The organism is Rhodopseudomonas sp. BR0C11, from assembly GCF_010820945.1.
GTDB lineage: Bacteria > Pseudomonadota > Alphaproteobacteria > Rhizobiales > Xanthobacteraceae > Rhodopseudomonas > Rhodopseudomonas palustris_H.
Genome location: NZ_QTKI01000011.1, coordinates 14,410 through 28,061 on the forward strand (window position 1 = coordinate 14,410; position 13,652 = coordinate 28,061).

Below are 13,652 nucleotides of genomic sequence, written 5' to 3' on the forward strand. Positions count from 1 at the left end.
GCCACACGACTGTCGCATGTTGCGCTTTCTCCGTCATCGCGGCGGGCTAGGCTCGCCGCGACTGTTCATGGCTTACGGAGGAATTTGAATGGCCCCACCATATCGCGTCGCCGCCGTCGTCGGCAGTTTGCGCAAGCAGGCTTATTCGCTGCGCACCGCGCAGGCCCTGAGCAAGCTCGCGCCGGACACGCTGAAGCTGGACATCGTCACGCTGCACGGCCTGTCGATGTACAACCAGGATCTCGAGACCGACGCGCCGCCCGCCGACTGGACCGCGTTCCGCGACAGCATCAAGGCCTCTGATGCGGTGCTGTTCGTGACGCCGGAATACAACCGCTCGATTCCGGGCGTGCTGAAGAACGCCATCGACGTCGGTTCGCGGCCGTACGGCAAGAGCTGCTTCGACAAGAAGCCGGCTGGTGTGTTGTCGAATTCGCCCGGTGCGATCGGCGGCTTCGGCGCCAACCACCATTTGCGGCAGTGCCTGGTGTTTCTCAACATGCCGACGCTGCAGCAGCCGGAGGCTTATGTCGGCGGCATCGGCGATGCGTTCGGCGAGGACGGTGCGCTGGTTAAGGACTCGCTGCGCGAGTTCCTGCAGAAGTACATCGACGCCTTCGCCGGCTTCGTCGTCCAGCAATACAAATAGCGCCAGACACCTGTCCCGCCGGTTGTAAAGCTGGCGGGACAGTTGCGGCGTTAGCCGTGCGTTAACCGCGCTGTCCCATGGTCCGGCCATGGTCACCCGCAGTCGCCTCAAATCGATCCTCGCCGGCATCGCGCTGTACGCGATCGCTGCGGCCGTGATCGGCTATTTCGGCGTCAATGCCTACACCGGCCGCTACGGCCTGACGGCGCAGCAGGAGCTCGACCAGGAAATCACCGCGCTCACTGCGGAACTGGTGCAACTGCGTCAGCAGCGCGCCGAGGCCGAGCAGCGAGTCTCGCTGCTGCGCTCCGACCGGATCGACCCGGATATGCTCGACGAACGCGTGCGCTATCAGCTCGACTTCGCCAATCCGGCGGACTTGGTGCGGATGCTGCCCGAGCGCTGAGTGCGCAAATTCCAAAAATCTGGACGAACGATTTCGAAAGTTTCGTGTCGCTGCACTGCGGCATATTGATTTGCGCGCAGCGACATAGCGATCCTTTCAAGCCGCTATAAGTTACGATAGAGAGGCTCATCTCATCTCTCATCGGAATCGCCATGGCCGCACCCAAGAAGAGCGCCGCGAAGGAAACAGCACAGGACAAGGCCGGAGGAGCGTCACCATCGAACGTGCCGCCTTTCACCAAGGAACAGGAGCTCGGCGCTTTTCGTGAAATGCTGCTGATCCGCCGCTTCGAAGAGAAGGCCGGTCAGCTCTACGGCATGGGTGCGATCGGCGGTTTCTGTCATCTCTATATCGGTCAGGAAGCCGTCGTCGTCGGCATGCAGATGGCGCTGCGCGAAGGTGATCAGGTGATCACCGGTTATCGCGATCACGGCCACATGCTCGCCTGCGGCATGGAAGCCAACGGCGTGATGGCCGAACTCACCGGACGCCGCGGCGGCTACTCCAAGGGCAAGGGTGGCTCGATGCACATGTTCAGCCGGGAGAAGAGTTTCTTCGGCGGACACGGCATCGTCGGCGCGCAAGTCTCGCTCGGCACCGGCATCGCCTTCGCCAACCGCTATCGCGGCGATGGCCGCGTCTGCCTCGCTTATTTCGGTGACGGCGCCGCCAATCAGGGCCAGGTGTACGAGAGCTTCAACATGGCGGAGCTGTGGAAGCTCCCCGTGGTTTACGTGATCGAGAACAACCGCTACGCGATGGGCACCTCGGTGACGCGCTCTTCGGCGCAGACCGATTTCTCCAAGCGCGGCGTGTCGTTCAACATTCCGGGCGAGCAGGTCGACGGCATGGACGTGCGTGCGGTCAAAGCCGCCGGCGACAAGGCGGTTGCACATTGCCGCGCCGGCAACGGCCCGTTCATCCTCGAAATGCAGACCTATCGTTATCGCGGCCACTCGATGTCGGACCCGGCGAAGTATCGGTCGCGCGAAGAAGTCGACAAGATCCGCAACGATCAGGATCCGATCGAACAGGTCCGCAAGCGTCTGCTCGCGCTCGACATGACCGAAGACGATCTGAAGGCGATCGATGCCGAGGTGCGCAAGGTCGTCAACGAGTCGGCGGACTTCGCGCAGCACGATCCCGAGCCCGATCCGTCTGAACTGTACACCGATGTGTATCGCTGATCCCCGCCTTGCCGTGTCGCGGCTGCTTCCCGCCTGACTGAATGACTGCGGAGCCCCAATGCCAATCCAAGTTCTGATGCCCGCGCTGTCGCCGACCATGGAGAAGGGCAACCTGTCGAAATGGCTGAAGAAGGAAGGCGACAAAGTCAAAAGCGGTGACGTCATCGCCGAGATCGAGACCGACAAGGCGACGATGGAAGTCGAAGCCGCCGACGAAGGCACGCTCGGCAAGATCCTGATCCCGGAAGGTACCAACGACGTCGCGGTCAACACCCCGATCGCCACCATTCTCGGTGACGGCGAAAGCGCGGCTGACGCCGACAAGGCGTCGGACCCGGCCGCGCAGAACAAGGCCTCGCAATCGGCCCCGCCGGCGGCGGAGCCTGAAGCCGCACAGGCCAAGTCCGCAGCGGCGCCGGCGCAGCACGCGCCAGAAGCACCGACGGTGTCGGCCGCCGCTGATCCGGATATTCCGCCCGGCACCGAGATGGTGACGGTGACGATCCGCGAAGCGTTGCGCGATGCGATGGCCGAGGAAATGCGCCGCGATCCCGACGTGTTCGTGATGGGCGAAGAGGTCGCCGAGTATCAGGGCGCCTACAAGGTCACGCAGGGACTGCTGCAGGAATTCGGCGACCGCCGCGTGATCGATACTCCGATCACCGAGCACGGCTTCGCCGGCGTCGGCGTCGGTGCCGGCTTTGCCGGGCTGAAGCCGATCGTCGAGTTCATGACCTTCAACTTCGCCATGCAGGCGATCGATCAGATCATCAACTCGGCGGCGAAGACGCTGTACATGTCGGGCGGTCAGCTCGGCTGTTCGATCGTGTTCCGCGGCCCGAACGGCGCCGCCTCGCGCGTCGCCGCGCAGCACAGCCAGGACTACTCGGCCTGGTACGCGCAGATCCCCGGCCTCAAGGTGGTGGCGCCGTATTCGGCCGCCGACGCCAAGGGCCTGCTCAAGGCGGCGATCCGCGATCCCAATCCGGTGATCTTCCTCGAGCACGAGATGCTGTACGGCCAGCACGGCGAAGTGCCGAAGCTCGACGACTACGTGATCCCGATCGGCAAGGCGCGCATCGTCCGCGAGGGCAAGGATGTCACGCTGATCTCGTGGTCGCACGGCATGACCTACACGCTGAAGGCCGCCGACGAGCTGGCGAAGGACGGTATCTCGGTCGAGGTGATCGACCTGCGCACGCTGCGTCCGCTCGACACCGAAACGATCATCGCCTCGGTGAAGAAGACCGGGCGCGCCGTGACGGTCGAAGAGGGCTGGCAGCAGAATGGCGTCGGCGCCGAACTCTCCGCCCGGATCATGGAGCACGCGTTCGATTACTTGGACGCGCCTGTGACCCGCGTATCCGGCAAGGACGTGCCGATGCCGTATGCTGCCAATCTCGAAAAGCTGGCACTGCCCAGCGTCGCCGAGGTGGTCGAGGCCGCCAAAGCCGTCTGCTATCGGTGAGCCAATGACCGGACCCAAGCAACAGCCGCTGCCGCCCGACGTCGCAAACCGCGAAGACGCGATCGAGGTGCTGCGCGCCTTCGTGCTCGACGGCGGTCTGTCGATCGCTTTCATGCGCGCGTTCGAAGATCCGGAGATGTGGGGGCTGCTGCTGGTCGACATCGCCCGCCACGCCGCGCGCGCCTATGCGCGCGAGAGCGAATACACCGAGGACGAGGCGCTGGAGCGCATCGTCGAGATGTTCGAGGCCGAGCTGTCGCGCCCGACCGACACCGGCGCCACCACCGAACGGCCGCAGTAAGGTTCTGTCCTCATGCCGATCAACATTCTGATGCCCGCGCTGTCGCCGACCATGGAGAAGGGCAACCTTGCGAAGTGGCTGAAGAAGGAGGGCGACAAGGTCAAAAGCGGCGACGTCATCGCCGAGATTGAGACCGACAAGGCGACGATGGAAGTCGAGGCCGCCGACGAAGGCACGCTGGCCAAGATCATCGTGCCTGAAGGCACCCAGGACGTTCCGGTCAACGACGTGATCGCGGTGCTGGCCGCGGACGGCGAGGACGTGAAGGCGGCTGGGGCAGGAGCCGGCAAGGCCGAGGCGCCGAAGCCAACAGCATCATCCTTCGAGACGCCCGCTGCGCGGGCTCCTCAGGATGAGGGCAGTGCGGGCGGCAAGACAGAGACTCCGACAAAGCCAACAACAAACCCAGCTCCTCGCCCTGAGGAGGGCGCGCCAGCGCCGGTCTCGAAGGGCGAAGCCACGCATAACGGCGCCCGCGTGTTCGCCTCGCCGTTGGCGCGGCGGCTGGCGAAGGATGCCGGCATCGATATCGCCCGCGTCACCGGCACCGGCCCGCACGGCCGCGTCATCGCTCGCGACGTCGAGCAGGCCAAGAGCGGCGGCGGCCTGAGGGCGCCGGCGGCAGCCCCTGCGGCCGGTCCGGCGATCGCGCCGGCGATGTCGGATCAGCAGATCCGTGCGCTGTATCCGGAAGGCTCTTACGAAGTGGTGCCGCACGACGGCATGCGTCGGACCATTGCGCAAAGGTTGACGCAGTCGACCCAGACCATTCCGCATTTCTATCTGACGATCGACTGCAACCTCGACCGGCTGCTCGCCGCGCGCGAGGACATCAACGCCGCCGCGCCGAAGGACAAGGACGGCAAGCCGGCCTACAAGCTGTCGGTCAACGACTTCATCATCAAGGCGATGGCGATCGCCCTGCAGCGCGTCCCCGACGCCAACGTGTCGTGGACCGAAGGCGGTATGCTGAAGCACAAGCATTCCGATATCGGCGTTGCGGTGGCGATGCCGGGTGGGCTGATCACCCCGATCATCCGCAGCGCCGAAACTCAGTCGCTGTCGTCGATCTCGGCGCAGATGAAGGACTTCGCCGCGCGTGCCCGCGCCCGCAAGCTGAAGCCCGAAGAGTATCAGGGCGGCACCACCGCGGTGTCCAATCTCGGGATGTTCGGCATCAAGGACTTCACCGCGGTGATCAACCCGCCGCACGCCACCATCCTGGCGGTCGGCACCGGCGAGCAGCGCCCGATCGTCAAGGATGGCAAGATCGAGATCGCCACCATGATGAGCGTGACGCTGTCTTGCGATCACCGCGCCGTCGACGGCGCGCTCGGCGCCGAACTGATCGGCGCCTTCAAGACGCTGATCGAAAATCCCGTGATGATGATGGTGTGAACGTCTTCCCTCTCTCCTTGTGGGAGAGGGTGCCACCTGTGGCCGGGTGAAGGGAAGAAGAGCGAGTAGTTATGTCCGACACCTCCTTCGACGTCATCATCATCGGCTCCGGACCCGGCGGCTATGTCGCGGCGATCCGGGCAGCGCAGCTCGGGTTCAAGACTGCGATCGTCGAGAAGTCGTATCTCGGCGGCATCTGCCTGAACTGGGGCTGCATCCCGACCAAGGCGCTGCTGCGCTCGGCCGAGATCTATCACTACATGCAGCACGCCAAGGATTACGGGCTGTCGGCCGACAACATCTCGTTCGATCCGAAGGCGATCGTGCAGCGCTCGCGCGGAGTGTCGAAGCGGCTGAACGACGGCGTCGGCTTCCTGATGAAGAAGAACAAGATCTCGATCATCTGGGGTCAGGCGACCATCGATGCGCCGGGCAAGCTCACGGTCGCTGCCTCCAAGACCGAGGCGCCGAAGGGTGCGCTGCCGCCGGGCAGCTATCAGGCCAAGCACATCATCGTCGCCACCGGGGCGCGGCCGCGGGTGCTGCCGGGGCTTGAGCCGGACAAGAAGCTGGTCTGGACCTATTTCGAGGCGATGGTGCCGGAGACCATGCCGAAGTCGCTGCTGGTGGTCGGCTCCGGCGCAATCGGCATCGAGTTCGCCTCGTTCTTCTACACCATGGGCGCCAAGGTCACCGTAGTCGAAGTGCTGCCGCAGATCCTCCCGGTCGAGGACGCCGAGATCGCCGCGCTCGCCCGCAAGCGGTTCGAGAAGCAGGGCATCAAGATCCTGACCGGCGCCAAGGTCACCAAGCTCGACAAGAAGGCAGATAGCGTCGTTGCCACCATCGATCCCGGCAACGGCAAGCCGGAGACCGCCGAATTCGACCGTGTGATCTCGGCGGTCGGCGTGGTCGGCAATGTCGAGAATCTCGGCCTCGACAAGCTCGGGGTGAAGCTCGATCGCGGCACCATCGTCACCGACGGGCTCGGCAAGACCAATGTGCCGGGCATTTACGCCATCGGCGACGTCGCCGGGCCGCCGATGCTGGCGCATAAGGCCGAGCATGAGGGGGTGATCTGTGTCGAGGCCATCAAGGGCCTGCATCCGCATCCGCTCGACAAGAGCCTGATCCCGGGCTGCACCTACTGCCAGCCTCAAATCGCCTCCGTGGGCCTCACAGAGGCCAAGGCGAAGGAGCAGGGCCGGGAGATCCGGGTCGGCCGCTTTCCGTTCACTGCCAACGGCAAGGCGATTGCGCTCGGCGAGGACCAGGGCCTGGTCAAGGTGATCTTCGACAAAACCACCGGGCAGCTCTTGGGCGCGCATATGATCGGCGCCGAAGTCACCGAGCTGATCCAGGGCTACGTGGTGGCGATGAACCTCGAAACCACCGAGGAAGAGCTGATGCACACCGTCTTCCCGCATCCGACCCTGTCGGAGATGATGAAGGAAGCCGTGCTCGACGCCTACGGCAAGGTGCTCAACGCCTGACCCCAGCGGCTACTAAGTGCACCTGAAAAGGGTGTCCGCCAGGACACTCTTGTTGCTATGTCGCAACAGTTCCGCATCATTTAACCGTCTTTGACGGTCGCTCTTGCACACGCCGCTTTTTGGCCACACCGGTCAATGAGATCATCAGACCTAAGCCGAGCGCAGGTCGATGGTCTTACCGGGAGGGTCCGGAAACCCGATAGCGAGGCGGCCGGAAAGACGAGTTCGCGAATGTTCGCCACGACGCCGATGAGGTCGATGCCGACGAGCCACCAGATCACTGGCGGCGCCGCGAACCTGTCGGGAGCGGTTAGTGCGGGCCTGCTCGGCCTCGGCTCCCAAATTCACGTCTTCAAAAAGTCACTGTCTGCCGCGGATTTGCAGCGGCTCGGCCGTCATCTCGCCAAACAGCAGGGCGATGGTGAGGTTGCCCAGCTCCCGGCGACGATCTTGCGCAATCATGGCCACATAAGGTGCGATCACCTGACCGTCGAACAGCCGACGGCCGGTCGCGGCCGTGACAGAAATTTGACCGCCGCAGCGTTGGCAACCGACCCGTCCGAAACGGGTGTTGCCGCGACAGAGGAGAGGGCGGGAGCGTGTTGGATGGAAAGCCGGCGGGTCGTTGCGACCACACCGGGGGTGACCCGCGAGATGTGCGATGCGGAATTTTAAGCGTAGCGTTTTTGCCGCGTTGCTGATCGGCGCAGGAGCGAGCGCCGTCCCGGCGGCTGCGTTCGAAGGCACCCCGGTTCGCCCGGAGGACACCGCGATCCCGGTCGCCACCAGCCAGCCGGCCACCGCGCCGGCGCTGAAGAAGGCGCTGCCGGCGGCGCCCTCGACCACTTCGCTCACCGCCTTGCAGTATGCCGCCGAAGGCGGTCACCCGATCGCGCAGTGGCGGCTCGGGAAGATGTATGCCGACGGCAACGGCGTCGACCAGGACGACCTGCGCGCGTTCGACTATTTCAGCAAGATCGCCAACGCCCACGCCGAGGACAGCCCGTCCGCGCCGCAGGCCGCGATCGTCGCCAACGCCTTCGTGGCGCTCGGCCGCTACTATCTCGACGGCATCCCGAATTCGAAGGTCAAGCGCGATCCGGAGCGGGCGCGCGAGATGTTCTCCTACGCCGCCTCGTATTTCGGCAATGCCGACGCGCAGTACGATCTGGCACGGCTGTACATCGACGGCGTCGGCGTGCCGCGCGACTTCCGCTATGGCGCGCGCTGGCTCGGCCTCGCCGCCCAGAAGGGCCAGCACCAGGCTCAGGCCATGCTCGGCCAGCTGCTGTTCAACGGCGAGAAGCTGCCCCGCCAGGCCGCCCGCGGCCTGATGTGGCTGACCCTGGCCCGCGATGCCGCGACGCCGGAAGAAGCCTGGATCAAGGACAGCTACAACAAGGCCTTCTCCAAGGCGTCCGACGACGACCGGGTGATGGCGCTGCAGATGCTCGAGCACTGGGTGCAGGGCCGCCGGGACTGATTGATCCCGCCACGTTCGCCGTCTCCAGAGGTGGCGAACGACGCGAGCCGTCGAAGGCGACGGTGAGGGCAGGGCCTTCGGCCATCCTTCGAGGCCGCCGCCGCGCGGCGGCGCTTCCGAATGCCACTTAAATTTGCGCGTACGTCGTTACGCTGCTTCCAGGTCGAGATCCGCCCACACCGGGACGTGGTCCGAGGGCTTTTCCCAATTGCGCACATAGCTGTCGATGCCGACGTGGCGCAGCCGGTCGGCGGCCTGCGGCGACAGCAGCAGGTGGTCGATCCGCAGCCCCCAGTTCTTTTGCCAGGCGCCGGCCTGGTAGTCCCAGAAGGTATACTGGCCGGGCGCATCGGTGGTTGCGCGCAGGGCGTCGGTGAGGCCGAGGCCGAGCAGGGTCTGGAAGCTCTCGCGGGTCTCCGGGCGGAATAGCGCGTCCTCGGTCCAGGCGGCCGGATTATGGACGTCCTCCGGCTGCGGGATGACGTTGAAATCGCCGGCCAAGATCAGCGGCTCCTCGGTCTTCAGCCGCTGCTGGGCATAGTCGCGCAGCCGCGCCATCCAGCTCAGCTTGTAGGGATACTTCTCGGTGCCGACCGGGTTGCCGTTCGGCAGGTACAGGCAGGCGACGCGGACGACGCCGCGCTTCAAAGACACCACACCTTCGAGAAATCGGGCATGAACGTCGGCGTCGTCACCGGCGAGACCCGGATTGGCTGCTTCGAGCGGATATTTCGACAGCAGCGCCACGCCGTTGAAGGTCTTCTGGCCGTGGGTGACGACGTTGTAGCCGAGCGCCTCGATCGGCTCGCGCGGAAACGCCTCGTCGACGCATTTAATTTCCTGCAGGCAGACCACGTCGGGCTGGCAGTCCTGCAGCCAGCTGACCAGATGGTCCAGCCGCTGCCGGACCGAGTTGACGTTCCAAGTCGCAATCCGCATCGCGCCGTCCGTTGCCCGGGATGATTTGCGCCGCGGCAGATCGTGCCGTGCAGCGCTGTGATAGAGCAATCCGCGTCGGACGCAAATCGGGCGCGGCGATCGCTGTGAGCCGCTGCGCGATCGTCCACGGCAGCGCGAACAGCCGAGAGCGGAGCGCCGGGCATGTCGAGTCGCGGAGCACGGATGGTCGAAGCCATGCAGCTCAGGGGCATGACCAAGCAACATGCCTTGGCCTTCGCCATGGGCGTCAACGAAAGCACCGTGACCCGCTGGAAGAACAACGGCCCGATCTCGGTCGATCACGCCGTGCTGCTGTGCGGCGTTCTCGACATCTCGCTGGACTGGTTCCTGACCGGCCGCGGCCCGATCGACGGCCACGCCCTCCCGCCGCGTGCCGAGCCCGCTGATTCGAGACTCGTCAGCTGCGTCCGGCGAGCCGAGATGCGGATGTCGGAGCGCTCCAAGACGCTCCTGATCGCTTTCATCGCCTCGTTATTCCCCGAGGTCTCGGACCTCTGAGCGACGGAAGTTGCCGCCCGCGCAAGTTGAGCGGCTGTAGTTTGCACGTAATGCAATCATAAATTGCATTTCGGGATGGTTGCCTGCGTTACGGTGATGCAACTCTCGGTTGTATAAAGTCCGAGGGTTCAACCCCACCCCGTAGCCCGCCAGGAGACTACCATGGCCACCAAAATCACCATCAACGTCACCAACAACAGCCCTAACTCTCAGAAGTTCTTCTTCTTTCAGCAGCCGGCCGTGTATTCCGGCGGCCCCACGGTCTACACCAACAGCCTCTACAGTCAGGAGGTGTTGCCGTATGCGACCTCGGGGTCGGTGCTGAGCTTCACTATGATCCTGCAGTACTATGCCGGCGTGCAGCAGCAGGTGGACCCGCCGCAGATCGGAAAGCCGTCCGGTCAGCTCGGTGCGATTCAGCCGATCGACCTGACCCCGGCCCCCGGCGGGACTCCCACGAAGAATACGACCGACATGACGGTTACTTCGTCGCTGGGTCTGTCACCGGCGTTCTCGTCGCAGGACCCGCAGGCCGGCTCGTTCCGGATCAACATCCCGGTGTATGATCCGGCGCTGATGAACTACAGCGCCGGCTCGGCTGTGCAATCGCTGACCGGCGCGATCACGCTGTCGAACTTCGTCACCGCTCAGCCGAACACGCATCTCGACTGCCAACCGATCATCAAGTTCTACGTGCAGACCGGCGACTACACTGCCGGAACGGTGATGAATTTCACCTCGTCGTCGGCGACGGCGGCGCTTTGCGACGCGACCCCCGGCTTCACCACGTTCAACGTCAGCTACAACTCCAACGGCACCTGGACGGTGAAAAATATGGCGGTGTCTCAGCTCGCCAACGGCAGCCGCGGTCTGATCGAGAAATCATCCTTCACGACCGAACTGAGCGCGGCGGCCCTGATTGCCGAGGTTCTCAACGAGGCAGGTACGGGACTGGTTTCATCGGGCTTGGCGGCGAATTTCCTGCGCCCGATCACCGTGACCAACCTCACGGCGCCGGGCGCGATCATTCGGAACCGCGACTACCAGGTCGGCCCGGCCGGTGGCCGGTATCAGGGGGTGACATGCACGGATATCACCGGAAATACCGCGGTGTTCGACTAAGAGCGAGCTAAGCTCTTGGTCGGTTAGAGCCTGAACCGGCGGTACTGCTTAGTCACGGCCGGAGGCGATACTGCCTCCGGCCGTTCGCGTTGACGAAGACGACGGAAGCGACGCGACAGTCATGGCGACGACGATCACCATCAATCTCAAGAATAACAGCAATACTTCGCAGGATTTCTGCTTCTTCCAGCAGCCCGCGCAGTATTCGACCAGCGCTCAGGTCTATGTCAGCAGCCTGTGCGGTCAGCCTTTGCTGCCTTACACCACGTCCGGCGCGGTGCTCAGTTTCATGTTCACGCCGAAATCCTACGCCGGCGTTCAGCAGCAGATTGCGCCGCCAACGCCGGGCCAACCGGTCGGGCAGGCGGGCGCTCTTCGCGCGATCGAGCTGACCCCGGCGCAAGGGACGCCGATCAACAACACCACGACAATGTCGGTGTCGCCGTCGCTCGGCCTGTCGATGCCGACGTCAACCGACGACGTGCCGGCCGGCGCGTTCCGGATCGTCACCGCGGTGTTCGACCCGACGCTGACCAACTACAACGCCGGCGTGGCCATGCAGTCTCTCGCCGGCGGGATCCTGCTGTCCAATTTCGTGACGGCGTCGCCGAACGCGCGGCTGGACTGTACCCCGTCGCTGAAGTTCTATGTCCAGACTGGCAAGTACGTCGCCGGCACGGTGTTGAGCTTTGCATCCCTGTCGCCGACCGCGGCGCTGTGCGATGCCGCGGCGGGCTACACGGCGTTCGATGTCAGCTACAATGCCGATGGCACCTGGACGGTCAAGAACATGGTGGCTGGACGCCTGAAGGACGGCAAGCTCGGTCTGATCGTGAAGTCCGAATTTACAACATCCTGACGCGCGCGTCGCGCCAAAACGCTCTGCTATCCCGGCAGTCCCCGCAACACCAGCGCGAGGCAGACGATCACCATGATCGACGGTAGCGCCCAGCGGCAGTGTGAACGCAGTCCCATGGCGAGGACGTGATAGCGCGAGGCCGGATCACTGCGCGGCTTCCACAGCAGCGCGTCGATCAGCACCACCACCACGAGATAAAAATAGCCGAGCGAGATGATCTTCGCGATCGGCGTGTTCAGCGAGATCGAGCCGGGAAAGCTCGCCTCGTAGGTGAAGCTGATCGCCGCAAGCGCCAGCAGGGCGGAGAACACCAGGCTGCCGTGATCCTTGGGGGCGGTACCGGGGATCCACAGCACGAACAGCGACACCGCCAAGGTCGAGACGATCGGGATGAACAGCCGCAGCAGATAGCGCTCCGACAGCCGCTCGATCCCGACGGTCGCGTTCAGCCGCGAATACGCCCGCGCGTTCCAGCCGGCTGCTTCGTCGTAGAAGAACGTCAGGTCGAGCGGGCGCCAATCGATCACCGATAGTTTCGGTTCGATCCGCGAGAACAGCCGGTCGGTCTCGGTGGTCACCAGCATCGCATCCTGCTTGGCGTAGCGCGGCAGCGAGAACGACAGCGACAGCCGCTGGCGGTCGAATGGAAATGCCGCCATGTCGACGCCGACCCGGAAATCTGCCTCGTAGCGTTCGACCAGCACCACGCTGCCGTCCGAATAGACCGAGACGGCATCGGCCTTGGCGCGGGGCTCGCCGAGCTGATTGTCGATCGCCAGACCCGGCGTCCAGATCCCGGCGATATACTGCCGTGCCTCGGCGCCGACGCGGTCGATCCGCGAGGTGCCGGCGTCGAGCGGATCGAACCGCCGGCGCGGATCGGTCCAGCGCTGGGTGACTTCGATGTACAGCCGCGCGCGGCCGATCACCTCGCGGATTTCGGTGATGTCGAGTACGCGCAGGCCGATGCGGACCTTGACCGGCAGCTCGACGCCTTCGGGCAGCCCTTCCGACGGTGAGCCTGCAGCGGATGCGGGTGCTCCGCACAGCGCAACGAAAACGATCAGTAGAGCCGCCAGCAGTGACTTCATGCCTGCGCCTCGTCGCGCGGCCTCAGCATCCGGGCCAACACCGAGAAGGCGACAAAGGCGAGCACGGTGCCGATCAGCGCCGCCGCGATCAGTTCGATCCGGGTCCGCTGCAATGCTGCGCCGTGCGACGGGAAGCTCTTTACCGCTGCGATGTTGCCGATCATCCGGCCGGAGAAGTCGATCAACGGCTGCACCAGGATCGCGCCGGTCTCGCCACCGATCCGATACGGGCTGATCTCGCGGGTGCGGGCGAGGCGGATCGCGCCGTCGCGCAACAGGCCGGTGAACAGCGGTGTATCGGTCGAAGCGAGCGCGATCAGGTCGCCGAATTGTTCTCCCTTGTCGCCCGGCCCGCGCGATGGCAGCTCGGCGAGTGATTGGCTCAGCACCACCGCGATGTCGGCGTTGGTCAGCGTCTTCACCTGTTCGAGGATCGGCTCGAGGTTGAGGCCGGCCTCGACGGTGCCGACGAAACGGTCGCCATCGTTGATCACTGCGATGCCGCGCACGAAGGTGCCGGCGACGCCGATCTCGAGGCCGACCTGCGAGCGCCGCGTCTTGTTGGCGGCGAGCACCATCTGCCGAAATTTCGTCAGGTCGTCGCCGAACTTGTCCGGCAGATGCAACCGCAACAGATAGGTCATGTCGGCGGCGTGGAAGCCGAACACCGGCACGCCCTGGCTTTTCAGATACGCATAGGGCGCGGCCGTGAGCTCCGTCAGCGCGGCGCGGTCACC

Annotated in this window: 15 protein-coding genes; 12 read left to right on the forward strand and 3 right to left on the reverse strand. The window is 64.6% G+C overall.

Features of this window, described 5'->3' with window-relative positions:
* Nucleotides 1-88: 88 nt before the first annotated feature.
* The 9 genes from DYI24_RS02370 to DYI24_RS02410 all read left to right on the forward strand — a co-directional run bounded on the left by DYI24_RS02370 (nucleotide 89) and on the right by DYI24_RS02410 (nucleotide 8,385).
* A complete protein-coding gene (locus tag DYI24_RS02370) occupies nucleotides 89-649 on the forward strand; it encodes an NADPH-dependent FMN reductase (RefSeq protein WP_164571113.1) in 561 nt (186 codons plus the stop codon).
* A gap of 88 nt (nucleotides 650-737) precedes the next feature.
* On the forward strand, nucleotides 738-1,055 hold the full coding sequence (locus DYI24_RS02375) for an FtsB family cell division protein (protein ID WP_107344770.1): 318 nt from the start codon (nucleotides 738-740) through the stop codon (nucleotides 1,053-1,055).
* Between the two features lie 152 nt (nucleotides 1,056-1,207).
* On the forward strand, nucleotides 1,208-2,242 hold the full coding sequence (gene pdhA, locus DYI24_RS02380) for a pyruvate dehydrogenase (acetyl-transferring) E1 component subunit alpha (protein WP_107344769.1): 1,035 nt from the start codon (nucleotides 1,208-1,210) through the stop codon (nucleotides 2,240-2,242).
* Nucleotides 2,243-2,300: 58 nt separating this feature from the next.
* The gene (locus DYI24_RS02385) at nucleotides 2,301-3,710 is read left to right on the forward strand and encodes a pyruvate dehydrogenase complex E1 component subunit beta (RefSeq protein ID WP_164571114.1); all 1,410 of its coding nucleotides are present in this window, start codon (nucleotides 2,301-2,303) and stop codon (nucleotides 3,708-3,710) included.
* 4 nt (nucleotides 3,711-3,714) lie between these two features.
* Nucleotides 3,715-4,011 carry a DUF5076 domain-containing protein gene (locus DYI24_RS02390; protein ID WP_107344767.1) on the forward strand — a complete coding sequence of 99 codons (297 nt, stop codon included), beginning with the start codon at nucleotides 3,715-3,717 and terminating at the stop codon, nucleotides 4,009-4,011.
* 12 nt (nucleotides 4,012-4,023) lie between these two features.
* Nucleotides 4,024-5,409, forward strand: coding sequence for a pyruvate dehydrogenase complex dihydrolipoamide acetyltransferase (locus tag DYI24_RS02395; protein ID WP_164571115.1), 1,386 nt, complete (start codon nucleotides 4,024-4,026; stop codon nucleotides 5,407-5,409).
* A 71-nt stretch (nucleotides 5,410-5,480) separates the two neighbouring features.
* A complete protein-coding gene (gene lpdA / locus DYI24_RS02400; protein ID WP_164571116.1) occupies nucleotides 5,481-6,902 on the forward strand; it encodes a dihydrolipoyl dehydrogenase in 1,422 nt (473 codons plus the stop codon).
* A 231-nt stretch (nucleotides 6,903-7,133) separates the two neighbouring features.
* The gene (locus DYI24_RS02405; protein WP_164571117.1) at nucleotides 7,134-7,577 is read left to right on the forward strand and encodes a hypothetical protein; all 444 of its coding nucleotides are present in this window, start codon (nucleotides 7,134-7,136) and stop codon (nucleotides 7,575-7,577) included.
* A complete protein-coding gene (locus DYI24_RS02410; RefSeq protein WP_011158411.1) occupies nucleotides 7,564-8,385 on the forward strand; it encodes a tetratricopeptide repeat protein in 822 nt (273 codons plus the stop codon). The genes DYI24_RS02405 and DYI24_RS02410 overlap by 14 nt, the downstream gene beginning before the upstream one ends.
* Before the next feature lie 147 nt (nucleotides 8,386-8,532).
* Here the strand turns inward: DYI24_RS02410 and xth are convergent, their stop codons facing one another.
* Nucleotides 8,533-9,324 (reverse strand): exodeoxyribonuclease III, encoded by a 792-nt coding sequence (gene xth / locus DYI24_RS02415; protein ID WP_164571118.1) that lies wholly within the window; start codon nucleotides 9,322-9,324, stop codon nucleotides 8,533-8,535.
* 162 nt (nucleotides 9,325-9,486) lie between these two features.
* Here xth and DYI24_RS02420 point away from each other — a divergent pair, with 162 nt between their 5' ends.
* The 3 genes from DYI24_RS02420 to DYI24_RS02430 all read left to right on the forward strand — a co-directional run bounded on the left by DYI24_RS02420 (nucleotide 9,487) and on the right by DYI24_RS02430 (nucleotide 11,824).
* On the forward strand, nucleotides 9,487-9,843 hold the full coding sequence (locus DYI24_RS02420) for a helix-turn-helix domain-containing protein (RefSeq protein ID WP_205523331.1): 357 nt from the start codon (nucleotides 9,487-9,489) through the stop codon (nucleotides 9,841-9,843).
* Between the two features lie 162 nt (nucleotides 9,844-10,005).
* Entirely contained in the window at nucleotides 10,006-10,965 is a 960-nt protein-coding gene (locus DYI24_RS02425) for a hypothetical protein (RefSeq protein ID WP_164571119.1), read from the forward strand.
* Between the two features lie 121 nt (nucleotides 10,966-11,086).
* Nucleotides 11,087-11,824, forward strand: coding sequence for a RhiA family protein (locus tag DYI24_RS02430; protein ID WP_164571120.1), 738 nt, complete (start codon nucleotides 11,087-11,089; stop codon nucleotides 11,822-11,824).
* A gap of 26 nt (nucleotides 11,825-11,850) precedes the next feature.
* On the opposite strand, the gene DYI24_RS02435 is transcribed toward DYI24_RS02430, so the two are convergent.
* Complete coding sequence (locus DYI24_RS02435; RefSeq protein WP_164571121.1) at nucleotides 11,851-12,915, reverse strand: ligand-gated ion channel; 1,065 nt, start codon at nucleotides 12,913-12,915, stop codon at nucleotides 11,851-11,853.
* Nucleotides 12,912-13,652 (reverse strand): cache domain-containing protein (locus DYI24_RS02440; protein WP_164571122.1); only part of this gene is annotated, 741 nt, incomplete at its 5' end. The genes DYI24_RS02440 and DYI24_RS02435, both read right to left, overlap by 4 nt.

Bases quoted from the DNA above. Each gene is read 5' to 3' on its own strand.
- DYI24_RS02370 (WP_164571113.1), top strand. From the start codon at position 89: ATGGCCCCACCATATCGCGTCGCCGCCGTCGTCGGCAGTTTGCGCAAG.
- DYI24_RS02375 (WP_107344770.1), top strand. From the start codon at position 738: ATGGTCACCCGCAGTCGCCTCAAATCGATCCTCGCCGGCATCGCGCTG.
- pdhA (WP_107344769.1), top strand. From the start codon at position 1,208: ATGGCCGCACCCAAGAAGAGCGCCGCGAAGGAAACAGCACAGGACAAG.
- DYI24_RS02385 (WP_164571114.1), top strand. From the start codon at position 2,301: ATGCCAATCCAAGTTCTGATGCCCGCGCTGTCGCCGACCATGGAGAAG.
- DYI24_RS02390 (WP_107344767.1), top strand. From the start codon at position 3,715: ATGACCGGACCCAAGCAACAGCCGCTGCCGCCCGACGTCGCAAACCGC.
- DYI24_RS02395 (WP_164571115.1), top strand. From the start codon at position 4,024: ATGCCGATCAACATTCTGATGCCCGCGCTGTCGCCGACCATGGAGAAG.
- lpdA (WP_164571116.1), top strand. From the start codon at position 5,481: ATGTCCGACACCTCCTTCGACGTCATCATCATCGGCTCCGGACCCGGC.
- DYI24_RS02405 (WP_164571117.1), top strand. From the start codon at position 7,134: ATGTTCGCCACGACGCCGATGAGGTCGATGCCGACGAGCCACCAGATC.
- DYI24_RS02410 (WP_011158411.1), top strand. From the start codon at position 7,564: ATGCGGAATTTTAAGCGTAGCGTTTTTGCCGCGTTGCTGATCGGCGCA.
- xth (WP_164571118.1), bottom strand. From the start codon at position 9,324: ATGCGGATTGCGACTTGGAACGTCAACTCGGTCCGGCAGCGGCTGGAC.
- DYI24_RS02420 (WP_205523331.1), top strand. From the start codon at position 9,487: ATGTCGAGTCGCGGAGCACGGATGGTCGAAGCCATGCAGCTCAGGGGC.
- DYI24_RS02425 (WP_164571119.1), top strand. From the start codon at position 10,006: ATGGCCACCAAAATCACCATCAACGTCACCAACAACAGCCCTAACTCT.
- DYI24_RS02430 (WP_164571120.1), top strand. From the start codon at position 11,087: ATGGCGACGACGATCACCATCAATCTCAAGAATAACAGCAATACTTCG.
- DYI24_RS02435 (WP_164571121.1), bottom strand. From the start codon at position 12,915: ATGAAGTCACTGCTGGCGGCTCTACTGATCGTTTTCGTTGCGCTGTGC.